This window comes from Fischerella sp. JS2, from assembly GCF_032393985.1.
Taxonomy (GTDB): Bacteria; Cyanobacteriota; Cyanobacteriia; order Cyanobacteriales; family Nostocaceae; genus Fischerella.
Genome location: NZ_CP135918.1, coordinates 6522965 through 6547072, shown reverse-complemented (window position 1 = coordinate 6547072; position 24108 = coordinate 6522965). Strand labels below are relative to the sequence as shown.

Genomic DNA, 24108 nt, shown 5'->3' with positions numbered 1-24108 from the left:
TTTGACTCCTCCTACATCACGGACTTCCTTAGCCGGAGGTTTCCTCCGGCTCCAGTCCTCCCTAAACCCCTACACCCCACACCCTTTTTCAAGCTAGTTTGCCCAAGAAAAATTTGCACTAGAGGCTTAATTCTCTAACTTGCTTCTCCCCAAAGACTGGTATTCACGCCCAAAACCATCCGGTTTACCTCACTAACTCTTCAATAGAGAGTCGCCATCATAGATGTATGAATCAAAAGTCAAGAATTAAGGGCGATCAGGGGAAATTAAAAATGGCTATTATTCGTTGGCAACCTTTCCAAGAAATTGATGCTTTACACCGTCAAATGGATCGAATTTTTGATGATATGTTGAAAGTTAAGCGTCAGCCAGAAATGACTTGGAAACCAGCAGTTGAACTCCAAAATACGAATGATAACCTAATTTTGCGGGTTCAAATTCCTGGTGTGGAAGCAAAAGACTTAGATATTCAGGTAACAAGAGAAGCAGTTGCCATTACTGGTGAACACCGTTACGAAAACAAAGGTCATATCCGTTCAGAGTTCCGTTACGGTAAATTCCAAAGAGTGATTCCTCTGCCAATAGCAATTCAGAATGACCAAGTGCAAGCTGAGTACAAAAACGGTGTATTGACCTTGACATTACCTAAAGTTGCACAAGCGCGTCAGCAAGTAGTCAAAATCAATTTAGCAGATAACACTACTGAGCCAGTTGCAACAACCCCAACTGAAGAACCTCAAGCTGCTTAATTAGTAATTGTTCAATTCAAAAGTTTGCCTCATTGGTTGGTTTGTGTGACATGAATTCACCGCTTTCGTTTTCTAGAAATTAAATTTTAGACCGCGAAAGCGGTTTTTTTATGATTAGTAGTTAGTGGGTAGAGACGCCAGGAACATCGCGTCTGTACATTAGTGGTTAGTAGTTAGTAGGTAGAGACGCCAGGAACATCGCGTCTGTACATTAGTGGTTAGTGGTTGGTTATTCTCCTCACACTCCCCACACTCCCCACAGCCCCTAATCCCCTCCAGGGGACCCCGAGTTCCCCATCTCCCCAGTCAATTTACAATAAAGTAGAGATTTCTAAATTTTGACTGTGCTGTCTTCTGCTTTACCAACAATTAACATTCTCAAACAATCCACCAGTTCTGCTTGGGTAGAACAGGCTATATCTAATTTAGACATTATCCTCCTCGACCACGCTCAATGTGAACGCAAAGCTGCTGGTGTGGCGTTGAACTTGATGTTTCGCTATCCTTCCAATGCCAAGATGGTACGGGAACTAACTAAAATTGCCCGCGAAGAACTTGAACATTTTGAGCAAGTAAATCAATGGCTAGAAGATAGAAATATACCTATGCGCCCCCTGACACCACCTCCCTATGGTGCAGGTTTAAAAGCCCAAATCCGCCCTAAAGAACCCGATCGCTTTTTAGATTCTTTGTTGGTCAGTGGTTTAATAGAAGCACGTAGTCACGAACGTTTGGGTTTATTAGCTACTCATTGCCCTGAGCCAAAATTAGCAAAATTCTATCATGGTTTAATGGCATCAGAAGCACGACACTTCGGTACATATTGGGTGTTGGCTGATAGTTATTTTGACCGTGAAATTGTCATACAGAGATTAGATGAATTAGCAATTATTGAGAGTGAATTGCTAGTAAATTTACATCCTGAACCGAGAATTCATAGTTAAGAGTTATGATTACTGATATCAATCACATCACTCTAGCTGGTAAAGACTTGAAAGGGTTGATGGTTATGACGAACACCGATGATTTATCTGTGTGTATTTGTGTTTATCTGTGTTCGACATTCATTTATTTTTGTCGTGACAGCAACTCATCTCAATAATCCAATCTTTTTTGGGAAAGCGAACACCGTGCAAGGCGATAAACACAGATGGATTATCGGTGTGTATTTGTGTTTATCGCATTTAGTTTATGGGAATAATAATTTCGTGAGGCAAAAGTAAACCTGCAACACGAGGCAAGTATAAATGAGTACTATAAATCATGCTTCTGTTATCCCCGGATATGAAATTAGCGAACATTTGTACACTGGTTCCAGAACTTTGGTATACCGAGGGGTGAGAGAAAAGGATTCTCTGGCTGTGGTTATTAAGCTTCTTGCCTCTGAATATCCTAGTTTCAACGAATTACTGCAATTTCGCAATCAATACACTATTAGCAAAAATCTCGATATTCCCGGTATCATTCATCCTTTATCATTGGAAGCCTATGGTAATGGTTATATTTTGGTGATGGCGGATACTGGGGGAATTTCTTTACGAGAGTACATAAAAAATACTATTCTCTCTCTGGAAGAATTTTTGGCAGTAGCAATCCAATTAATTAATATTCTCCACGATTTACACCAAAACCTAGTCATCCACAAAGACATTAAACCTGCGAACATCCTGATTCATCCTCAAACAAAACAAGTTCAACTGATCGACTTTAGTATCGCTTCATTACTTCCTAAAGAAACCCAAGAAATTAAAAGTCCCAATGGTTTAGAAGGAACACTCGCTTATATTTCCCCGGAACAAACTGGCAGAATGAACCGAGGGATTGACTACCGCAGCGATTTTTATTCTCTTGGTGTGACGTTTTATGAGTTATTAACAGGAGAGTTACCTTTTATATCTGATGATCCGATGGAGTTGGTGCATTGTCATATTGCGAAAATGCCGACACGGAGGAACAAAGAAGAGATTCCCCAAGTATTATGGGATATTGTGAGCAAATTAATGGCGAAAAATGCCGAAGATAGATATCAGAGTGCTTTGGGATTACAGCACGATTTAGAAACTTGTTTGCGTCAACTAAAAGATACTGGCAAAATTACATATTTTGAAATTGCTAAGCGGGATTTGTGCGATCGCTTTCTCATCCCCGAAAAACTTTATGGACGGGAAGTGGAAGTGCAGACGTTACTTGATGCTTTTGATCGCGTCGCTGATGGCACATCGGAAATGATGCTTGTGGCGGGATTTTCGGGTATTGGTAAAACGGCTGTTGTTAATGAAGTCCACAAGCCTATTACCCGTCAGCAAGGGTATTTCATCAAAGGCAAGTTTGATCAGTTTAATCGCAACATTCCTTTTTCTGCCTTTGTGCAAGCTTTGCGGGATTTGATGGGACAATTGCTGTCGGAATCTGATATCCAACTGCAAACCTGGAAAACTAAGATTTTGGCAGCTGTGGGAGACAATGGACAAGTTCTGATTGAAGTCATTCCCGAACTAGAGTGGGTGATTGGCAAACAACCGATCGCACCCGAACTTTCAGGTAGTGCGGCACAGAATCGCTTTAATTTGCTGTTCCAAAAGTTCATTGAAGTGTTTACGACTGTGGAACATCCACTAGTGATGTTTTTGGATGACTTACAGTGGGCAGATTCGGCTTCTGTTCAGTTGATCAAACTGCTGATGGGGGATAAGGGGTATCTGCTGTTGTTGGGGGCTTATCGTGACAATGAAGTTTCACCAGTACACCCATTCATCTTAACGGTGGAGGAACTGAAGAAAGCTGGGAAGACTGTCAATACAATTACTCTCGCCCCCCTTACTTTTGATGATACGAATCAGTTGGTTGCTGATACGTTGCATTGTTCAACTCAGCGATCGCAACCTCTGACGGAATTAATTGATCGCAAAACCAAAGGTAATCCCTTTTTCACAACGCAGTTTCTCAAAGCCTTACACGAAGATGGATACATTAGGTTTAACCACCTTAGCAAGTCAGGAGGCTGGGAATGTGATATTTCTCAAATTAATGCGGTGTCTCTCACCGATGATGTGGTGGAATTTATGGCGCAGCAGTTACAAAAATTGCCTAGCCAAACCCAACAGGTTCTCAAGTTAGGGGCTTGTATCGGCAATCAATTTGATTTAGCCACCTTGGCGATTGTTTCAGAAAAATCAGAAGCAGATACGGCGGCGGCTTTGTGGAAAGCGTTACAGGAAGGATTGATTCTGCCGCAAACTGAGGTATATAAATTTTATTTGACTCATGATGAACTAAGTGTAAATACAGAAAAAATCGCAAATGTTGCCTATCGGTTTCTCCACGATCGCGTCCAACAAGCTGCCTATTCACTAATTCCAGAAGTACAAAAACAGTCAACCCACCTGAAAATTGGGCGATTGTTGTTACAGAATACACCAACAGACCAGCAAGAGGAAGAAATTTTTGCGATCGTTAACCAACTCAATTATGGAGTGGAGTTAATTGCGGAAGCTGACGAACAAGAACATCTTTCTCGGTTAAATCTGATAGCTGGTTGTAAAGCCAAAAACTCGACTGCTTACGGCGCAGCGGTGGAGTATTTCAAAGTAGCAATGGATCTTTTACCAACAAATTCTTGGCAAAGCAGCTATGAATTGACTTTGGCTATTTACGAATCTGCGGCTGAGGCAGAATATCTGAATACAAACTTTGAATCATCAAAATCTTTAGTAGATATTCTCCTCAAAAATGCTAAATCTCCCTTGGAAAAAGTTCGTACCTATGAGATTCAAATCCAATCTTATACGGCACAAAATAAATTTATTGAAGCGATCGCTACAGGTAAAGAAGCACTGCAATTACTAGACTTGACTTTGCCTGAAGACAGTAACACTCAAATGATTTTTGCTGAACATCAGCAGTTGCAACAATTGTTGATGAATCAATTGATCGCAGCCTTGGCAGATATGCCAGAAATAACTAATCCAAAATACTTGGTGGCGCTTCGGATTTTATCGGGTTTGTTTGCCCCGGTTTATATAGCTAAACCTATGTTGCTACCACTCAAGATTTTTACCATGATCAGAATTTGTATCCAAAATGGTAATTCACCCCAGGCAGCTATTGCTTATAGTCTTTATGGATTGTTCTTGTGTAGTATTGGTGCTATTGAAGATGGGTATCAGTTTGGGCGACTGGCGGTACAACTGTTAGATAAATTTCAAACTAAAGAACTTAAAAGTAGAGTTTATCTAACATATAGTCTGTTTATTAAACACTGGAAAGATGCCATTAAATCTACATTAATTTTGTTTTTAGATGGATTGCAAAGTGGATTAGAAACCGGAAATTTAGAATATGTAGGCTATTGTGCTAATTGCTATTGTCAGTTTCTGTTTTGGAGTGGAGAAAATCTAGAAAATGCTGCCCGAGAAGCAGATAAATATTGCGACCTGATGCAGCAAATTAAACAGGAAGTATCTTTGATTTGGGGAAATATCTGGCGGCAGACTGTGAAAAATTTGCAAGGCGAAGCTGTCAATCCCTGTCAATTAAATGGCGAGAATTTTAACGAAATAGAGATGTTGCCGACTTTGATTGCCACTAATAATATTAATGGTATTTGTTATGTCTATCTCGCCAAATCACTACTGGCTTATCTATTTGGTGAATACGAATCTGCTTGGGAATATTCTCAAAAATTTGAGCAGTATGAACAGGGTGCAGCAGGCTTATTAATAATTCCTTTACGCAATTTCTATCAATCTCTGAGTTTGTTAGCCCTTTGTCATCAAGCAAATGAAGCACAGCAACAACTTTATCTCCAGAAAGTAGCCGAAAATCAGGCAAAAATGCAGGAATGGGCATACCATGCGCCTGTCAATTACCAGCATAAATATAATTTAATTGTGGCTGAACAAGCGCGTATAACTGGGGATAAGCTACAAGCCGCAGATTATTACGAAATGGCTATCCAAGAAGCGATCGCTAATGGCTATGTTCAAGAAGCAGCGATCGCCAATGAACTCGCAGCCAAGTTCTACCTCGACTGGAACAAAGAAAAAGTTGCCCAAGCATATATGCAGGAGGCGTATTATTGTTATGCACGTTGGGGAGCAAAAGCCAAGACCAATGATTTAGAACAACGCTATCCCCAACTTCTCAAACCCATCCTGCAACAACGACGACTCAATCTCAATCCTTTTGAAACGATTGCGACTATTACCCGTAGTTCCACTTCTAGATCAACTCACACTTCTACTACAGCTAGTAGTAGTATTGCCGATATTCTAGATTTTACTTGTGTGATCAAAGCCGCTCAAGCAATTTCCAGCAGCATCGAATTAGAAGAATTAATTATCAACCTGACGCGAATTATCTTAGAAAATTCTGGTGCGAAAAAAACTGTCTTAATTCTCCTCCAAGAAAATACTTGCCAAGTAAGAGCAATTACTTTTATTAGCCACAAGAACAAACCACAAGGTGAAATCCAAAGTATTCTGGTTTCAGAATCAACCGATACTTGTGAATATATACCAAGAAGAATAATTAATTATGTCAAAAATACCCAAGAAACTGTTGTTATAGATAATTGTCAAACAGATATTCCCGGGCTAATTGGTCAATATATGCTCGAATATAAACCCAAGAGTGTATTGTGTACCCCAATTATTAACCAAGGGCATTTAGTAGGTATTTTATATCTAGAAAATAAACTGACATCTGGAGTATTTACAAGCGATCGCCTCAGTGTCATTAACTTACTTTGCACTCAAGCAGCTATATCTCTAGAAAAAGCTCAATTATACACTAATTTACAAGCAAGTGAAGCCCGCTTTTTACGATTAGCAGAAAATGCTCCTGGTATGATTTACCAGTTCCAACTTTCTCCAGAAGGTATGCCAAAATTTAACTATATCAGCCCTGGATGCTATGGAATTTACGAAGTTTCACCAGAGGAAATAGTCGCAGACGCTAACAAATTACTTTCCTTGACTCACCCAGAAGACATTGTCCATTATCAAGAGTCTGTAGCAATTTCTGCTCAAACCTTGCAATCTTGGCAATATCAAGGACGAATTATTACCCCTTCCGGTAAAGTCAAATGGATTCATGCTGCATCTCGTCCGGTCAAACAAACTGATGGCACAATTATTTGGGATGGTTTGTTATTAGATATCACAGAACGCAAACAAGCAGAAGCTGCTGTCAAACAAAAATCCCAAGAATTAGAAAAAGCATTACAAGATTTACAACACGCCCAATTACAAATTATTCAAAATGAAAAAATGTCTGCACTAGGTAATTTAGTAGCCGGGGTAGCCCATGAAATGAATAATCCTCTCGGCTTTATTTTTGCTACTCTTAGACAAGCTAAACCTATTGTTGCTGATATTACCGAACACCTGAAATTATATCAAGTAACTTTACCCAATCCTAGCGAAGAAATTCTTGAACATGCCGCAGAAATAGACTTGGATTATAGCTTAGAAGACTTGCCGAAGATGATAGATGCAATGGTAATGGCGTGCGACAGGTTGCAAAATATCAGCACTAGTTTAAGAACTTTCTCCCGTGCTGATAAAGATTATAAAGTTGCATTTAATATCCACGAAGGTATCGATAGTACAATTTTAATTCTCAAACATCGCCTTAAAGCTAATGAAAAACGTCCAGCAATTGAAGTTTTCACTGAGTACGCAAACTTACCTCAAATCGAGTGTTTTCCTGGACAATTAAATCAGGTATTTATGAATATTTTGGCAAATGCGATCGATGCTTTAGATGAAGCAAGTATAGGGCGTACTTTGGAGGAAATGAAGGCAAATCCTCACAGAATTACAGTTAAAACCTCAGTCGAAAATAACAACGTAAAAATATCAATTGCTGATAATGGAAAAGGGATGAGTGAAGATGTGAAAAACCGAATATTTGACCACTTATTTACTACCAAAGGGGTTGGTAAGGGAACAGGATTAGGGTTAGCGATCGCACGACAAATTGTGGTTGAGAAACATAGCGGGACAATTGCAGTTAATTCTGTTTTGGGAGAAGGTACGGAGTTTGTCATTTCTTTACCGATGAAGGGGAGGTGGGGTGATGGGGAGGTGGGGGATGGGGTGATGGGGAGGTGGGGTGGTGGGGGGATGGGGTGATGGGGTGGTGGGGGATGGGGTGATGGGGTGGTGGGGTGATGGGGTGATGGGGAGGTGGGGGATGGGGTGATGGGGTGGTGGGGTGATGGGGTGATGGGGTGGTGGGGTGAATAAAAAGTGACAATTGACTAATGACTAATGACAAATAAATGAATAGTTATTATCAAGATTTTTTGATTCGTGATTGGGAAGAAGGCGATCGCATTCCGGCTTCTGAAGTTATTCGGTGGGTGTTAGCAGAGTATGGTCTTGGTTGGGAACCAGATGGTGCTGATCGGGATGTGTTGCAAGTGGAAGAATGTTATTTAGCTACGGGTGGGGAGTTTTGGGTAATTGAATACCAAAATCAAGTTGTAGGTACGGGGGCATATTATCCCATAAAAAGGGGCGAAAAAGCTGTAGAAATCAGGAAAATGTATCTTTTGCCGAGTGTTAGGGGTGTAGGGTTAGGGAAATATTTGTTACAAGAGTTGGAAGGTGCGATCGCCCGTCGTGGTTTTCAGCAAATTTGGATTGAAACCGCCAGCGTTTTAGCTCAAGCAGTTAAGTTATATGAAAGTAATGGTTACAAAGCTGCAACAGGTATAGAGACAACACGGTGCGATCGGGTTTATGTGAAACTTGTTAACGAGTATTTTTGATGCTGGAGGGAATGGCTGCTAATTATTTTAAGAGGTGCGATCGCATAGGCGCAACTTTGGATTTTATATCAAGTTTGCATGATTACTTTAATAGTTCCCCTTTAACCTCACCCCGCCTTCGGCACCCCTCTCCTTAGTAAGGCTACAATGTACACAGAACTCGGAAAAACCTCATTCAAATTGACTCGAAAAGCTCAAAATCATAACCTCACCCCCTGCCCCTTATCCCCAGAGGGGACCCCCCTATCCCCTCTCTTTACTAAGGAGAGGGGTGCCCGCTAGGGCGGGGTGAGGTTTTTGATCATAAGCAACTAACAAACTTGATATAGGTTGGGCAACCGTTCAGCTTTGACACCTACCAGGCTACCCAAACCAGTTTGATTTTCGGATGTCGTCGCCGACATCGCAGGAACAGGTCTGGACTCTTCTTTGGCACGCTCGACGCATTCCCATACGCCGACTCTGGCACAGAAGAGCGCTCGGCGCAACGAAACAGACCACCCGAAACCCGATGTTGTTGTTGTCGTTGTCTGGGTTGTTCCTGTTACGATTGGCAGAACGGCAATTTTCAGGATTGTTGTTCCAAGAACCACCGCGCAGCAGCCGGAGTTGCCTGTCCCTTCTTTACTCCCTCGTCCAAGCGAGTGCAGCAAATATCTGTTGACACAACTGCCAAGTATCACCATGCTCTAAATGAGCAAACCAACTCTGAATTGATTGGGATACTTTCTCTTGGCTAATCTTACCGTGAATGTAGTCATTGTGCATTTTTCTCAATCTGCGTTTTGCCCTTCGCAAGTTTTCTGTACGTACTCGGATGCGGTCTGTCAAGATGCGAAAACCAACAAAATTAGCGCCGTGCTTTGTTTCAAATAATTGACTTTTTACTGGATGAATTTTTAGTCTTAATTTGGCTAAATATTCTTCAATAGCTAATCGTGCTTCACTTAAAAATCCCCTGTCATCTGAGAATAAAGCAAAGTCATCGACATAACGAAGATATTTTTTTACTTTGAGTTGTTCTTTAACAAAATGGTCAAAATTATTGAGATAGACATTTGCAAAAAATTGACTGGTAAGATTCCCAATTGGCAAACCCCGGCGTCTTTCTACTGGTGTTAATAAATAATCTGACTCAAAATATTCAATTGCTGCTAACTGTTCATTGCTGTTGTCGATGATAGTATCAATTAACCAAAGAGTATCCGGACATTTAATTTTCCGACGGAGGAGATTTTTCAAAATTTTGTGGTCGATGCTGGGAAAATATTTCTGAATATCACACTGAAGCACATAGCGACTGCTACGAGCAAATTTAGTAAAGCGATGTAAAGCGCGATGAGTACCAAATCCTAACCGATTAGCGTAAGAATCAGAAATAAATGTGGATTCAATTTGAGGAACAATAACATTACATAAGGCATGATGCACTACTCTATCACGATAAGGAGCAGCAGAAATCATGCGACTTTTTGGTTCTTTAATATAAAAAGTTCTATAAGTACCAGGTTGATATGTTTTGTAGATTAGTTCTTGTTGTAATTTCGTCAGTTCACCTTCTAAGTTATAGTTGAAAGCTAACACGTTTTCTCGAAATCGCTTACCTTTTTGTGCTTTCCTGGCTGCTGCTAAAATATTTTCAAAATCAATAATTTGAGAATAAAGATTACCGTAGCGTTTCATGTCACTTTAACTTATTCTGCTGTTTAATCCATCCACCTAATTCCAGACCAATTTCGTTGATTATTTTTCCTGCATATTCGTATCTATGTACTGGAATTAATTTAAAATCAAATAACAGACGTGTTTGATAACGTAAAATATCTAATTGACTATTCAGCGATTCTAATTTATTTAATTTATCTTTCGCATAACGGGCAATAATTAAACCATCTAATAAATTGTACAATTCATTGATTATTCTGTTTGCTAAAGTAAATTTATGAGAATTGGGCAGACTGTTGAGGATTGGAACGTACCATTTAATTAAATCGTAGGTTTTTTGAATAATTGATAATTCTTCCATTGATTTTTAATAAGAATGCAAAATAGACTTTATATCCTAAAAATTGTATTTTACACACTTTTAAAGTAGAATTAAAAAAGAATAATTTAAGTTTTATCAAATTTAAAAAAATTTTAGATCGCTCCGCTCCGCTACGCTTGGAAAGGGCAAAAAAAGAAGGGTAAAGGGTAAAAGTGCAAAAGTATCAAGGGCTATTTAGTCCTCGGCGCAACGAAACAGACCACCCGAAACCCGACGATGTAGTTGTCGTCGTCTGGGTTGCTCCCGAAACGATAGGCAGAACGGCAACTCTCAGGATAGTAGAGCCAAGAACCACCGCGCAGCAGCCGGATTTGATTATCATTATCATTATTACCTAGCCAAGCTCTGCCATCTGTTGGCGCTCCTTGATAGTTTTCATGCCCGGTATCTTGACACCACTCCCAGACATTCCCGTGCATATCGTAAAGTCCAAAGGCATTAGGTGGAAAACTACCTACAGGAGTTGTTTTTTCACGATAGATCCCTTTAGGACCTCGACCATAAGAACCTGACCATTTATATTTATAGAATTCTTTTTTATCTGTACCTTGATAATTTGCTAAATCCGTCGTAATCGTCTCACCAAAATGAAATGGCGTAGTCGTTCCTGCGCGACAAGCATACTCCCACTCAGCTTCACTGGGGAGGCGATAATCACGTCCTGTTTTTCGCGCCAGTCTAGCACAGAACTCGACAGCATCATACCAATTAACGCATTCTACCGGGAGATGATCACCTTTAAAATAAGAAGGCTCTGACTTCAAATCCAGTTCTACTCTGGGTAATGCTGCGACTACTCGCCACTGCGCCTGAGTTATCGGATATTTACCCATAAAGAAGGGTTGAACAGTGACTTGGTGTTGAGGACGTTCATCATCAGTACTTCCTTCTTCATTTTCTGGTGCGCCCATAGTAAAGCTTCCACCAGGGATAGCAACCATTTCTAAGGTGACACCATTGCCAAGATTTTCAGTGAAATATTCGGCTTGACGTTTGTCTCGCCTAATTTCTTTACCTCTGTCGTTAACAGTGATGATTTCAAACTGAAAAATCGGTAATTGATTTTTTGGGGTTGGTGTGTCTCCTCTTGAGGAAGTGACAGGTTGAGTAGTTGATGAAATTACAGTTTCAGGGTTTGGATGTGTAATCGGTTGTCCTTGACGTAAAGCAATTCTTTTAATCGCATTAATCGCCTGTCGGTCTGCGATCGAAACTGCTAACACTCGAATCCATAATTGTTCAGCTAGTTCTAGGTTTCCTTCCGCTTCAGCTTCCCATGCATCGTTTTTGAGGATAGTGACATCGGTTAGGGTTGCTTGCCTGGGTAAAAGAATTAAATGCAGCTTGGTTGCAGGATCAGCGACAGTGTATGGAGTTTGTCTGGGCTGATTGTAGCGACGATTTAGTTCTGGAACATAATAACACAAGTGTTGGTAGAGTCGCTCAACAGTAGCACAATTACCCTCTCCTTGTATCCGCAAAGCTTCTAGCAAGACATGAGTGAATGATCCTTGATTTAAAGCTTCAATTTCGTAGGCTTTCTCTTGAGGACTGCAAGAATAAAACGTGATCACTCCTGGATGTTCTTTACCAATTCCTAAACCGCCTCTACCTCCTTCATTACGGCAAGCATCTAAAAACAAGACTACATTATCAGCCCCACTGCGGCGCAATCTTTGGGTAACATAATCAATTGGGATTGCCGTATGTTCTACATCTCCTGGATCACTATCCAAAAACATGAGATAGTCACGATCATTTTCACGACAACCATGTCCAGCAAAGAAAAACCAAAGATTATCTCCTGTTTCCAACAGTGGTTTTTCAAAGTTTGCCCGTAAAAAACGGCGAAAATTAGCGTAGGTAGGCTGAGTTGGTATCGGCGGATTAGCTTTGTAGATGTCTACTTGATAAATCGGGGGAGAATCTTCGGTAAACGGCAAAACTGCATCAAACCTGGCTTCATCTTGGAACCAAGTTACCATTGCTTCAGCATCTCGCTTGGCACACTTGAGTTGCTGAAGATTATTGTAATTGTTTATGCCGACAACGATCGCCCAATTCCTACCCATATTTAATTACTAATAGTCCGCCAAACTAACTTTGCGGCGTTTGTAGTGAGGACTTTAATCCTCAAATATTCAAGCACTAAAGTGCTGACTACGAACACCGTTTGAATTTGAAAGTCATCGCACCCTTACCTCCCGCTTTTCCACCAACGCCAAACAGGCTGATTTTTCCTTCGCCATTAATTTCTACAGATAACTCCACCTCCTCAAGTTGGATTTTAGAATTTGGCGAGTCTGCTTCTTCAAGAATTTCTCGCATCGCCTGTAAGAATCCTGACATTTCCTGCTTGAGTTGGTCTACTTCAACAGCTTTGTACCTGGTGAACTTTACTTCTGTCGTTTCCGTAACTTCTGCACCAAGTATTCCGCCAAGATCGCGACTACTTCTAGCACCAGTAGTCGTAGTTTCCACAGAAGTAGCAGTTTCAGCGACTTCTTCAGTAATAATCCAGATTGTTTTTGGGGTTGGAATTTCTGTTGACATAGTTTGTTGATTGTTGATAGGTAGAGACGCGATTAATCGCGTCTGTACAATTAATCGCGTCTGTACAATTAATCGCGTCTGTACAATTAATCGCGTCTGTACGATTAATCGCGTCTGTACGATTAATCGCGTCTGTACGATTAATCGCGTCTGTACATTAGTGATTGGTGTCCCATGTAATAAGACTACCCAAAGTATAAGTATAATATTTTTTTAAGATAATTTATTGATACGTCTCATTAAATGAGACTTAATGATAGTAGAGAAGGGCGATCGCACGACCAAGTACCCTCGCCCCTTCTGTTCCTAAACATACACTCAGGACATTTCCATCAACATACATTTAGGACACTTCCATAATGCCACAACTTATTCTCTGTCAAACATTTACCAAAGGATTAATAAATCTAGCTTACATTCGTCAAGTTGATTTTCGCAATTTATCTAGTCAAAATCGCTCTCAGTATACCTGCTTTATCACTTGGAGTAACGGCGAAAAAGAAATCTTTATTGACAAACATGCTCAAGCGATCGCCCAAACACTAAGAAAAGTCACAAAACGAATTTAAATCTTTATCCAGGGTGGGTTATGCTCACCCTAAGGCATCAACAATTCCTGTCTACCCAAACGAATTACCTCACTGATGGGTTTGTCGATTTCACCCTGCTTAGTCAGTTCTACTTTTAAGAATTGGTATTAGAAGTAAAAAATGTTTAAATAGCCCTAGTTAAAACTGACGCGGTGACTCACAAATGGTATGAACTACGAAACTGCTTGCAAATTTCTCATAGATCAAACAATCGCCTCTGAAGAAAACCCCGATGCGTTACTCAGCCGCTTGCAGCAGGGAAAACCACCAGTTCCCGGTCAGATTACCTCAACTTTACTGGCGTTGAAGGTGGTGTTTGAAGGTCTCAAAGAAGCCACTACTATTGAACGAGAACTCGCCTACGCTTTATATCAACTCACCATTAAAACTCAAATGCTGTTTGCAGCAGGACGTAAAGCAGGGGTTGACTGGCCGCCTCTCCTGAAAGAAGATTTATTGAGAATAGCGATCGCTACTGAAAGTATCTTTTCTGGTAACTGGCAAAATTTACATTAATGGTTAGGGGTTAGTGGGTAGAGACGCGATGTTCCTCGCGTCTCTACATTAGTTGGTTAAAGGTTAGGGGTTGATGACTAATAACAATTACGCATTACCAATTACCCATTACCCATTATCAATTACCTACTAACTACTAACTACTAACTACTATCTACTTTTCAACTGCGCTTCTAGTTTATCCAAATCAGATTTAAGTAAAACAGTCATTTGACCTGTAAAAGCCTTACCATTCTTAGGTTGGGCAATTTCTACCCAGTAGGCGTAGCGATCGCCCACACGTAGTTCTCCCCGCAAAGCTTCCCGGATGGGAGTTTTGGCAAAACGAGCGGAGTTAACGGTACTTTGACTAGGATATTCGTAGACTACCAGAGCGCGTTTAAAGTCTTGGTAAATATCCAAGCCATATACTACTCGCAATGATTCTTCTAAGCGATCAAAACTCATGCCATTTATGGCATCATACATGCTCAGCCTCTCACTACGAATGCGACTCCGGTCTTTGATAAACTCCACTTTTCCAGGAGCAAATACCGATGCTTGAAAAGTGAATCGCTGGGCTGCTGTATCGCTTTTCTGTATAAAAAATTTCTCGTTACTATTGGGACGCAGGGTAGGGTGTGCTTGAATCCAGGCACCAACTTCTTCTGTCGTTTGCCCTGGTAAAGCCTTGGCTTGGTCAGCAAAGTATGTTCCCCCACACAGATAGGGAACGAGAGAAAAAGGCAGTATCAAAACTTTCAGCAGAGGGTTTTTTAGCATGTATTTATACCAACCTTTATTAAAAGGAGTGATTTTATTTTTCCCCTGCTGCCTTGATTTCTTTATAAGTAATTCTACGGAATCATTGCGACTTTAATCACTTTACGCGATCGCATATCACAAAACACAGCTTCTAAATCTTGTAACGGACGCTGTTCGCTAATTAGTAACTCAAAAGGAATTCTGCGACTAGCAATTAATAATAACGCTGCCCTGACAAACTCAGGGGTATTATGAAATACTCCCTTGAGAGTAAGTTCGCTGTAGTGGAGTTGTTCTGTGTTGACAGTGATTGTTGTGTCTCGTGGACAACCACCGAATAAATTCACAGTTGCACCAGGACGGGCGCAGGCGATCGCTGTTTCCCAAACGCTAGGTAAACCTGTCGCTTCAATAACCACATCTGCACCCCAGCCATCGGTAAATTCTTTGACTACGTTCGGTATATCTGGTAACTGTCGATAATTAAATGTTTGGGCTGCACCGAATTTTTCACCAATTTCTAGCCTGTCGTTATTACCGCCGAATAGTACTACTTCCGCCGCTAAATCATGAGCCAACTTAGCTACAAACATCAGCCCGATCGCCCCATCTCCCAAAACTACCACCCGGTCTCCAGGTTTGACGTTGGAACGGGCTACCCCATGTAGGACGCAAGCTAAAGGTTCTGTGATTGCTGCCAATTCATAAGGTAAATCTTCTGGTATTGGCAATAAATTATGCTTTACAATCGGCGCGGGAATTTTGAGATATTCTGCAAAAGTACCGTTATTCCACGTCAAATTTGGGCAAAGAGAATACTCTTGACGTTGACAAAAAAAACAATTCATGCATGGAGCCGAATTATTAGCAACCACGCGATCGCCAATTTGCCTACCTGTGACACCTTCACCAATAGCCACAATTTGCCCAGCAGCCTCATGACCAAAGAGAGTAGGAGGTTTCAGCATCTTGGCATGACCGCCGCGACGCCACACTTTTAAATCTGTACCACAGGTTGTCGCTGCTCCCACTTGGATCACCACCTCTCCTTTTTTGGGAGTAGGGTCAGCAACTGTTTCTAAGCGTAAATTTTCTTTACCGTAAAGTAAGGCTGCCAGCACAGATTTTGATCCAATAATTAAACTCCAGCTAATTTTATCAACAGGAGGTAGAAACAAGCAGGTAGCTATGCTGGAGGAAGGTTAATTTTTTTATGAGTGTCTGGGACTAAGGTGCATTGCGTTGGCTTGACTTGGCGAACTATCTCCATAAATGGCACTTGAAACGGGTTCCCTTCAATGTTAAACTCAACTGTTACAATCTCTGCCAAGGCGTAAACATCCGCAGGGCGAATATGACGCCCATCTGGACGAGGATGAACTGTAATATCGAGTTCGGTTAATCACTTAAAATGAAAAACCTCACCCCGCCTTTGGCACCCCTCTCCTTGCCAAGGAGAGGGGATGGGGGGGTCCCCTCTGGGGAACTCGGGGACCCCACTCCCCTAAGGGAGTGGGGATTAGGGGTGAAGGGGCTGTTCTTGTGAGGTTAAACGGGAATTATAAGTAATCATGCGAACTTGATATAATTCCCTGAGTACCTGCTTGCATACAAATTTTTGCAGCTTTGGTAAGGCTAGGTATTTCCAAATTGCGTGTATTTCTCAGCAGGGCAACTTTATTCAGGTTGACACTAAGATTCGTCATTGCTCTTCTCTTTCATATTTACGAGTATAGTTATGCACATAGTTAGGTAGAGTAATGCCTGAGTGCAAACGAGGATCTGGAATTGGTGCTGCTGCTTTCTGTTGCAATGGTAATACACCAGCCCATACAGGCAAACTGTAATCTGCCTCATCATCAAGTGGCGGGTCTGACCGTACCTTTGCTGATGCTTCATCTAGTGGCAGAGATAATACTAAAGTTCCTTGCAGTTCCAGAAAACTGGGCGGGCGCACCTCTGCCCATCGTCCCGACATAACATGTTCAGTAAAAGCGTGCAGTGCTACTAGCTTTTCTTCAGAATTTTCCACAGTGATTGCTGTACCAAATATTACTACTGACCGATAGTTCATCGAATGGTGAAAAGCAGACCGCGCCAGTACTAGTCCATCAAGTAGTGTCACAGTAACGCAGACTTCGATACCATTTTGGAGCGATCGCAACATTCTACTTGCAGGAGAACCATGAATATAAAGTCTGTCTGCCACCCTGCCATAAGCTGTAGGAATCACAAATGGTTGATTATCTACAGCAAACGCGATATGGCACACCAAACCTTCATCTAAAATGTCATAGATAACTTGACGTTCGTACTGTCCACGTTGGGGAACACGCCTAATTTTAGTGCGTTGCGTCACAGGCAACACATTTTCACTACTATTACTCATGATCTAAAGCTTGTTTTTATTGCGTATACTGTCAGCTTAATTGTCCAAGTGGTTTACTACAAGAGCCACTTTTGTGTTGTAATATCAGTCCACTTATACCAATTTTGGATTTGAGATTTTGGATTAAAAGCTCAGAGCTTTGAAACTAGAACACTATTGTAATTTATACCAATTCCAATAATGTTTGCGACAGATAACCCCACCCGCCGAACGACACCCTCCCCTTTCTAAAGGGAGGGTTGGGGTGGGGACTTATATAATCCATGTGTTGTATTCTTTTTTTAAATTGGTATTAGTATTATATATTACATAAACTAGAGTATGGATTTGGCGATCGCACTCAACAGTCAGATAGATGTGCCATTACACCAGCAGTTATACGAAGAAATACGTAAAGCAATACTCAACAAACGCCTGCTACCCAATCAACGCATTCCATCCACGCGAAAGCTCTCCAAATCCTTGGGTATTTCTCGTACTACGGTGACTACTTGCTACGATCAACTCCTTAGTGAAGGCTATATCAAAACTATAGTTGGTTCTGGCACATATGTCTGCGATCAACTCCCCGACGATCTGCTAAATCCTACACCATTTGAGTCTTGCTACAAACAGATTTTTGCGCAAAGACCGCTATCTAAGTATGCCACCAGTTTGATGGAAAATGATGTATCTACAACTACTGAACCTCATGCCCCTATTAACTTCCGCTATGGACGGCCTGCTTTGGAATTATTTCCAATGCAACTGTGGCGGAAATTACTGTCTCGTCATTGTCGTTCCCATTGTCATTGGCTAGATTATGCTACAGATGCCTTGGGATATGAACGGTTAAGGGAAGCGATCGCTCGTTACCTGTCCCAGTCCCGTGCAGTGCAATGCGAACCTGAGCAGGTGATCATTACTAATGGCACTCAGCAAGCTTTATATTTGGTGATGCGCTTGTTAATCGATCCTGGTGATGCTGTTGCTTTGGAAGATCCTGGTTATTTAAGCGCACGCCGTATCTTTCTTGCACAAGCTGCCAAGCTTTTACCAGTACCTGTAGATGAGTCAGGTTTAATAGTCAGGGAGTTAGGGAACTATAAGGATGAACACATTAAGCTTATTTACGTGACTCCTTCTCACCAGTTTCCTACAGGAGCAATACTGTCTTTGTCTCGGCGACTAGAGTTACTAGCTTGGGCGCATTCTCATGGAGCTATGATTATTGAGGATGATTATGACAGTGAATATCGCTATGGTGATAGACCAATACCAGCCCTACAAGGATTGGATAAAAGCGATTGTGTGCTGTACATAGGTACTTTCTCCAAGGTACTGTTTCCTTCACTGCGGATTGGTTACTTAGTTTTACCCAAAAGTTTAGTAGCAATATTTGCCCAGGCTAAGTGGTTGAGCGATAGACACTTACCATTGTTAGAACAGTATGTTTTGACTGATTTTATTGAATCAGGGCATTTAGAAAGACATATTAGAAAAATGCGTCAGCACTATGATCAATGTCGCCAAGTATTAGTGCAAGCATTAAGCGATCGCTTTGGGGAACGAGTAACAATTTTAGGCGAGAAGGCTGGGCTGCATTTAATGGTGAAACTACACACGCAACTTACGGATGAGGAGATTATTGAGGGGGCTGCATCCTTAGGTGTGGGGATGATGTCTGCTCAACCCCATTATCTGAAAGAGAATCGCACTGGCGAATTTATTTTTGGTTACTCGGAACTGACATCACAACAAATTCAAGAGGGAATTTGCAGATTGGCTAAAGTTCTTGTTGCATAGTTAATTTCTCTCATCGTGGGAATGATTGTTAGAAAACAACAGCCCAAGCTGATAAAACCTGATTGCCTTAGATATAATGATAGGATTGACTAGCTACTATACAAAGAAATTTCAAATTCTGTAGCTTTGATTGCTTGTCTCTAACCCTGCAAATTGGATCTCAGATATGTCAAATCACCGGACTGTCCTTGTAATTGGTGACTCGGATGAGGGCAATAACAATTATAAGCAGCAGTTACAGCAAGATAGAAGCGTAGCATACAGGATTATATCACAGCAATATAACAGTTCAGTTTTGACACTGCCTCAATTGCAGCAGATTGATGGCATTCTCTTAGAACTTCGCTCTCCCTGTTCCAATAGCATCAACTTGCTGCGTCAATTAAAAGAGCAGATGGGCGATCGCTGTCCGCCGATCATTGTTATTGATGGTGGAGACACAAAGACCGCAGTACAGGCGTTTAAGAATGGAGCGGTAGATTATCTGGTTAGAGATCAGATAACTCCTGAGGATTTGCGCCTAGCAATGTGCAGTGCGATCAAAAATGCCCAGTTACGACAGGAACTGCAACGCAATCAAGAGCAGTTTCAAACATCGGTTGAGAATATGCTGGACTGCTTTGGCATCTTCTCAGCCATACGGGATAAGTTGGGGCAAATTGTAGACTTTCGCATTGATTATCTCAACAAAGCAGCGTGCGAAAACAACCAGATGCCTAAAGCGATGCAGATTGGTCGGGGTTTATGTGAGATTTTTCCCGCCCATCACGAATCAGGATTGTTTGACGAATATTGTCGGGTCGTGGAAACTGGAGAGCCGTTAATCAAAGACTTGCTGATCTACGATGATACTTTTGGTGATCGCCGATTGGTGCGAGTGTTTGATATCCGGGCAACCAGGCTCAATGATGGCTTTGTTGCCTGTTGGCGCGATGTTACCGACCGCAAACGTTTAGAGTTGGAGTTGAGCCAGACGGTAACAGACTTGCAACAGCAGCAGTATCGAATACAACGGCTGATCGATAAGGCTCCGATTGGCATTGGCATAGGGTCAGTAAGCGGCGCAGTCAAAGTAATAAACGATACCATGTTGCACCTGCACGGGCTAACACGGGAAGAATTTGAGCAACAGGGTATGAACTGGCGTGAGTTTGCCCCGCCTGAGTTGTCTGAACAAACCGAGCAGGCAATGATACAAGTGCAGCAGCAGGGCTTTACCCCGCCGATAGAGAAACAACTGTGCCGCCGGGATGGAACGCGCCTTCCCATCTGGATTTGCACCATGCAGTGGATGGATGGCACGGATGAGCATGTAGCATTCGCTGTGGATTTAACCCAGCGAAAACAAGCTGAGGCCGCCATTCAACAACTAAACCAAGAGTTAACCAACCGGGTGTCTGAACTGCAAACCCTATTAGAAATTCTGCCTGTGGGCATTGCGATCGCCACCGATCCAGGCTGTACTCACATGCAAAGCAATGCTTACATTCGGCAACTACTTAACATTCGTCCTGGTGATAACATCTCGAAGAGTGCGCCTGCTGAGGAGCAACCAGCCTACCGAGTTTTCCAAAACAAAGAGGAAGTCCCGGCTGAGAACTTGCCGATGCAAGTAGCTGCCAGATTGGGCGTAGAGGTGCGAGATGCAGAATTTGACATTCTGCTGCCAAATGGCACGGTGCGCCAGCTTCTATGCTATGCAACTCCCCTGCGAGGCGACCAGAATCAAATCCGGGGTGTAATCGGAGCCTTTGTTGATATCACAGAACGCAACCAGGACGCTGCTGCTCTCAAAGCCAGTCAACAGCGTTACCGAGAGTTAGCTGAAGCCATGCCCCAAATGGTTTGGACTGCCGACGCAACAGGGGCGGTTAATTACTGGAATCAACGCTGGTACGAGTACACTGGTTTGAGTGAAGCTGAATCAATGGGTTTGGCGGGGACTAGTACGGTTCACCCCGATGAGCGCGATCGCACCCTAGCTTTATGGAGTCAGGCGATCGCCAACGGTGAATCCTTTGAAATTGAATACCAGCTTCGTCGCTGGGATGGCGAATATCACTGGTTCATCTGTCGAGCCATCCCAACACAGGATACTCAGGGACAGACAACAGGCTGGATTGGCACGATTACTGATATTGACAACCAGAAGCAATTAGAAACAAGACTACTGCATGAGATTGTCAACCACCAGCGCACCGAACAGGAACTGCGCCGAGGCGAGGAGCGGCTGAGGTTGGCCCAACTGGCAGCCAATGCGGGTCACTGGGATTGGGAAATCGAAACAAATAGAGTCTTCTGGTCAACCGAATATTACACGCTCTACGGTCTTGACCCTGCCATACCATCATCCTATGAAAACTGGTTGGCTAGCATTTTGGAAATAGACCGGGAACGGGTGGATCGGGAAGTTCGCGCTGCCCTGGCAAGCAACCAGGGCGAAGTTAATATTGAGTATCGCATTCATCACCCAATTCGAGGCGTGCGATGGCTGGTAGCAAAGGGGCAAACCCGATTTAATGCTGTCGGACAGCCGCAGGGAATGAGTGGCTTTACCTTTGACATTACTGATCGCAAGCAAGCCGAAATTGCTTTGCGACAAAACCAAGAGCGGCTTTACCTGGCAATGAAAGCTGCCAAGATGGGAAGTTGGGATTGGGACATTCAGACAGGTAAAGTCAACTGGTCTACTAATCTGGAACACTTATTTGGTATGGCTTCCGGTAGCTTTGATGGGCAGTATAAAACCTTCAGGGCAATGATTCATCCAGACGATTTGCCTTGGGTTGAATCAGCTATTCATCGCGCCGTTTATGAACGAGAAGACTACAACATTGAATTTCGCTTCATGAAGCCAGATGGAACGGTGCGTTGGGCGTTGGGTCTCGGGCGAGTCTTTTACGATGCATTCGGCAATCCAGTCACGATGACTGGTGTTGATATGGATATTTCAGAGCGCAAACAAGCAGAAGCAGACCTACGAGCTAGTGAAGAACGATTCCGCCACATGGCAGACAACGCACCTATGATGATTTGGGTGACAGATGCCACTGGTTATTGCACTTATCTCAGCCAACGCTGGTACGAGTTCACCGGACAAACGGAAGCCACAGGACTGGGAATGGGATGGTTAGAGGCAGTGCATCCAGACGATCGCGAACTTTCTAAAAGTATCTTCTTAGACGCAATTGAGCGTCAAGCAGATTTTCGGTTAGAATATCGTCTGCGCCGTCAAGACGGAGAATATCGCTGGGCAATCGATGCAGCAAGTCCGTGGTTGGGGAAAGATGGAGAGTTTAAAGGATATATTGGCTCTGTCATAGACATTAGCGATCGCAAGCGGGCTGAGCGAGAACTGCAAGAGAGCGAAGCACGTTTCCGCACCCTGGCAGATAACATCTCCCAATTTGCCTGGATGGCAGATGAGAATGGGTGGATTTTCTGGTATAATCAGCGCTGGTTTGATTACACAGGTACAACCCTGGCAGAGATGGAAGGTTGGGGCTGGCAAAAAGTGCATCACCCTGACCATGTGGAAGGGGTAGTAGAAAAGTTTCGTCACTGTGTTGAAACAGGCGAAACCTGGGAGGATACCTTTCCCCTACGCGGTAAAGATGGACAGTATCGCTGGTTTCTCTCCCGCGCCGTTCCAGTTCTGGATGAACAAGGCAAGGTGTTGCGGTGGTTTGGTACCAATACGGACATTACTGATCGCCAACAACTCCTTCAGCAAGAGCAAGCCGCACGGGAAGCCGCCGAACGCGCCAACCGCATCAAGGATGAATTTCTCGCTGTCCTTTCCCACGAATTACGATCACCGCTCAACCCGATTTTGGGTTGGACAAAGCTGTTGCAAACTCGTAAGTTTGATGAAACAAAAATAGCTCAAGCCCTTACCATCATTGAGCGAAATGCCAAATTACAAACTCAACTGATCGATGATTTGCTCGATATCGCCAAAATCTTGCGCGGCAAACTGAGCCTGAATACTACCTCGGTTAGTTTATCTTTGATTGTTGAAGCCGCGATCGAAACAGTCACAACAGCAGCTGTTGCTAAATCCATCTCACTGCATTCTGTATTACCCAATATTGGGCAAGTGTCTGGTGATGCTGCCCGCCTTCAGCAAGTTGTCTGGAATTTGTTGTCCAATGCCATTAAATTCACGCCCAATGGTGGCCGAGTAGACATCCGCCTCCAACGGGTCGGCAATCAGGCACAAATTACAGTCAGTGACACAGGTAAAGGCATAGGCGCAGACTTTGTACCTTACATCTTTGAATCCTTCCGCCAGGAAGATGCTTCAATTACTCGCAAGTATGGAGGATTAGGTCTGGGCTTGGCGATCGTTCGTCAGTTAGTTGAGGCACACGGCGGCACCATTACGGCTGACAGCCCCGGTGAAGGGTTAGGAGCCACATTTACAGTTCGATTGCCACTGTTGAATGTTGCACCCCAAATTCAGCAGACAGATGAGTTACCCCAACAAGAACTCGAACTCACGGGAATTCGAGTCCTTGCAGTCGACGATGATGCCGATGCTCGTGAGTTATTAACAGTATTATTAACCCAATATGGAGCAGAGGTGTTGACTGTTAGCTGTGCGTCAGAGGTACTGGCAAATTTAGAATCCTTGAAACCGGATGTGTTAGTCAGTGATATTGGGATGCCCGAAGTCGATGGCTACACCCTGATCCAACAGGTGCGTAACTTATCCCCCGCAAAAGGAGGACAGATTCCTGCGATCGCCCTGAGTGCCTATGCAAGAGTTGACGATCACCAAAAATCTATAAGCAGTGGCTATCAAAAGCATTTAACAAAGCCACTTGAGCCAGAACAGTTAGTTCAAGCTGTGGTGGCCCTCACACACACCAAACTAAATCGTTCCTTGACATCCTCACCGAGAAGACACTCACGCTAGGTTTACTTGTCCTTTGTCATTTGTTTTTCACAAATGA

18 protein-coding genes and 1 pseudogene are annotated in these 24108 nt (G+C 42.8%); 8 read left to right on the top strand and 11 right to left on the bottom strand.

Annotation, left to right across the window (positions count from 1 at the left end; all coding sequences use genetic code 11):
• The first annotated feature begins 272 nt into the window (after window positions 1-272).
• The 4 genes from RS893_RS28095 (at window position 273) to RS893_RS28080 (ending at window position 8526) form a co-directional block, all read left to right on the top strand.
• On the top strand, window positions 273-749 hold the full coding sequence (locus RS893_RS28095) for an Hsp20/alpha crystallin family protein (protein ID WP_315788862.1): 477 nt from the start codon (window positions 273-275) through the stop codon (window positions 747-749).
• A gap of 344 nt (window positions 750-1093) precedes the next feature.
• Window positions 1094-1693 (top strand): tRNA-(ms[2]io[6]A)-hydroxylase, encoded by a 600-nt coding sequence (locus RS893_RS28090; protein ID WP_315792124.1) that lies wholly within the window; start codon window positions 1094-1096, stop codon window positions 1691-1693.
• A gap of 303 nt (window positions 1694-1996) precedes the next feature.
• The gene (locus tag RS893_RS28085; RefSeq protein ID WP_315788861.1) at window positions 1997-7885 is read left to right on the top strand and encodes an ATP-binding sensor histidine kinase; all 5889 of its coding nucleotides are present in this window, start codon (window positions 1997-1999) and stop codon (window positions 7883-7885) included.
• Between the two features lie 149 nt (window positions 7886-8034).
• Window positions 8035-8526 (top strand): GNAT family N-acetyltransferase, encoded by a 492-nt coding sequence (locus RS893_RS28080; RefSeq protein ID WP_315788860.1) that lies wholly within the window; start codon window positions 8035-8037, stop codon window positions 8524-8526.
• A 311-nt stretch (window positions 8527-8837) separates the two neighbouring features.
• Here RS893_RS28080 and RS893_RS28075 read toward each other — a convergent pair whose 3' ends face one another.
• The 6 genes and pseudogenes from RS893_RS28075 to RS893_RS28050 form a co-directional block, all read right to left on the bottom strand.
• Entirely contained in the window at window positions 8838-9014 is a 177-nt protein-coding gene (locus tag RS893_RS28075) for a hypothetical protein (RefSeq protein ID WP_235147965.1), read from the bottom strand.
• A gap of 64 nt (window positions 9015-9078) precedes the next feature.
• Window positions 9079-9126, bottom strand: a pseudogene (locus tag RS893_RS30430) (hypothetical protein); the annotation flags it as partial.
• A gap of 24 nt (window positions 9127-9150) precedes the next feature.
• A complete protein-coding gene (locus RS893_RS28065) occupies window positions 9151-10209 on the bottom strand; it encodes an RNA-directed DNA polymerase (RefSeq protein WP_315788859.1) in 1059 nt (352 codons plus the stop codon).
• A 1-nt stretch (window position 10210) separates the two neighbouring features.
• Complete coding sequence (gene avd, locus RS893_RS28060) at window positions 10211-10552, bottom strand: diversity-generating retroelement protein Avd (protein WP_315788857.1); 342 nt, start codon at window positions 10550-10552, stop codon at window positions 10211-10213.
• Window positions 10553-10743: 191 nt separating this feature from the next.
• Entirely contained in the window at window positions 10744-12645 is a 1902-nt protein-coding gene (locus tag RS893_RS28055) for an SUMF1/EgtB/PvdO family nonheme iron enzyme (protein ID WP_315788856.1), read from the bottom strand.
• An 88-nt stretch (window positions 12646-12733) separates the two neighbouring features.
• Entirely contained in the window at window positions 12734-13126 is a 393-nt protein-coding gene (locus tag RS893_RS28050) for a Pepco domain-containing protein (RefSeq protein WP_315788855.1), read from the bottom strand.
• Window positions 13127-13485: 359 nt separating this feature from the next.
• On the opposite strand from RS893_RS28050, the gene RS893_RS28045 reads away from it, so the two are divergent.
• Window positions 13486-13695 (top strand): hypothetical protein, encoded by a 210-nt coding sequence (locus tag RS893_RS28045; RefSeq protein ID WP_315788854.1) that lies wholly within the window; start codon window positions 13486-13488, stop codon window positions 13693-13695.
• Window positions 13696-13884: 189 nt separating this feature from the next.
• Entirely contained in the window at window positions 13885-14232 is a 348-nt protein-coding gene (locus RS893_RS28040) for a Dethiobiotin synthetase (protein ID WP_102171328.1), read from the top strand.
• Between the two features lie 150 nt (window positions 14233-14382).
• Here RS893_RS28040 and RS893_RS28035 read toward each other — a convergent pair whose 3' ends face one another.
• From RS893_RS28035 to RS893_RS28015, 5 genes are all read right to left on the bottom strand, one after another.
• Window positions 14383-14994 (bottom strand): hypothetical protein, encoded by a 612-nt coding sequence (locus tag RS893_RS28035; protein ID WP_315788853.1) that lies wholly within the window; start codon window positions 14992-14994, stop codon window positions 14383-14385.
• A gap of 74 nt (window positions 14995-15068) precedes the next feature.
• Window positions 15069-16097, bottom strand: coding sequence for a zinc-dependent alcohol dehydrogenase (locus RS893_RS28030; protein ID WP_315792123.1), 1029 nt, complete (start codon window positions 16095-16097; stop codon window positions 15069-15071).
• A 65-nt stretch (window positions 16098-16162) separates the two neighbouring features.
• Window positions 16163-16363 carry a pyridoxine 5'-phosphate synthase gene (locus tag RS893_RS28025; RefSeq protein ID WP_315792122.1) on the bottom strand — a complete coding sequence of 67 codons (201 nt, stop codon included), beginning with the start codon at window positions 16361-16363 and terminating at the stop codon, window positions 16163-16165.
• A gap of 172 nt (window positions 16364-16535) precedes the next feature.
• Window positions 16536-16682, bottom strand: coding sequence for a pyridoxine 5'-phosphate synthase (locus RS893_RS28020; protein ID WP_315788852.1), 147 nt, complete (start codon window positions 16680-16682; stop codon window positions 16536-16538).
• Complete coding sequence (locus tag RS893_RS28015; RefSeq protein ID WP_315788851.1) at window positions 16679-17365, bottom strand: pyridoxamine 5'-phosphate oxidase family protein; 687 nt, start codon at window positions 17363-17365, stop codon at window positions 16679-16681. Before RS893_RS28015 ends, RS893_RS28020 begins: the two co-directional genes overlap by 4 nt.
• Before the next feature lie 321 nt (window positions 17366-17686).
• On the opposite strand from RS893_RS28015, the gene RS893_RS28010 reads away from it, so the two are divergent.
• Together RS893_RS28010 and RS893_RS28005 are read left to right on the top strand one after the other, a co-directional pair.
• Complete coding sequence (locus tag RS893_RS28010) at window positions 17687-19150, top strand: PLP-dependent aminotransferase family protein (protein WP_315788850.1); 1464 nt, start codon at window positions 17687-17689, stop codon at window positions 19148-19150.
• 166 nt (window positions 19151-19316) lie between these two features.
• Window positions 19317-24071: a PAS domain S-box protein gene (locus RS893_RS28005; RefSeq protein ID WP_315788849.1), complete on the top strand. Its 4755-nt coding sequence runs from the start codon at window positions 19317-19319 to the stop codon at window positions 24069-24071.
• The last annotated feature ends 37 nt before the right edge of the window (window positions 24072-24108 follow it).

Excerpts from the sequence above, each read along its gene's own strand:
- RS893_RS28095 (WP_315788862.1), top strand. The coding sequence starts at position 273 with ATGGCTATTATTCGTTGGCAACCTTTCCAAGAAATTGATGCTTTACAC.
- RS893_RS28085 (WP_315788861.1), top strand. The coding sequence starts at position 1,997 with ATGAGTACTATAAATCATGCTTCTGTTATCCCCGGATATGAAATTAGC.
- RS893_RS28080 (WP_315788860.1), top strand. The coding sequence starts at position 8,035 with ATGAATAGTTATTATCAAGATTTTTTGATTCGTGATTGGGAAGAAGGC.
- RS893_RS28065 (WP_315788859.1), bottom strand. The coding sequence starts at position 10,209 with ATGAAACGCTACGGTAATCTTTATTCTCAAATTATTGATTTTGAAAAT.
- avd (WP_315788857.1), bottom strand. The coding sequence starts at position 10,552 with ATGGAAGAATTATCAATTATTCAAAAAACCTACGATTTAATTAAATGG.
- RS893_RS28055 (WP_315788856.1), bottom strand. The coding sequence starts at position 12,645 with ATGGGTAGGAATTGGGCGATCGTTGTCGGCATAAACAATTACAATAAT.
- RS893_RS28050 (WP_315788855.1), bottom strand. The coding sequence starts at position 13,126 with ATGTCAACAGAAATTCCAACCCCAAAAACAATCTGGATTATTACTGAA.
- RS893_RS28045 (WP_315788854.1), top strand. The coding sequence starts at position 13,486 with ATGCCACAACTTATTCTCTGTCAAACATTTACCAAAGGATTAATAAAT.
- RS893_RS28040 (WP_102171328.1), top strand. The coding sequence starts at position 13,885 with ATGAACTACGAAACTGCTTGCAAATTTCTCATAGATCAAACAATCGCC.
- RS893_RS28035 (WP_315788853.1), bottom strand. The coding sequence starts at position 14,994 with ATGCTAAAAAACCCTCTGCTGAAAGTTTTGATACTGCCTTTTTCTCTC.
- RS893_RS28020 (WP_315788852.1), bottom strand. The coding sequence starts at position 16,682 with ATGACGAATCTTAGTGTCAACCTGAATAAAGTTGCCCTGCTGAGAAAT.
- RS893_RS28015 (WP_315788851.1), bottom strand. The coding sequence starts at position 17,365 with ATGAGTAATAGTAGTGAAAATGTGTTGCCTGTGACGCAACGCACTAAA.
- RS893_RS28010 (WP_315788850.1), top strand. The coding sequence starts at position 17,687 with ATGGATTTGGCGATCGCACTCAACAGTCAGATAGATGTGCCATTACAC.
- RS893_RS28005 (WP_315788849.1), top strand. The coding sequence starts at position 19,317 with ATGTCAAATCACCGGACTGTCCTTGTAATTGGTGACTCGGATGAGGGC.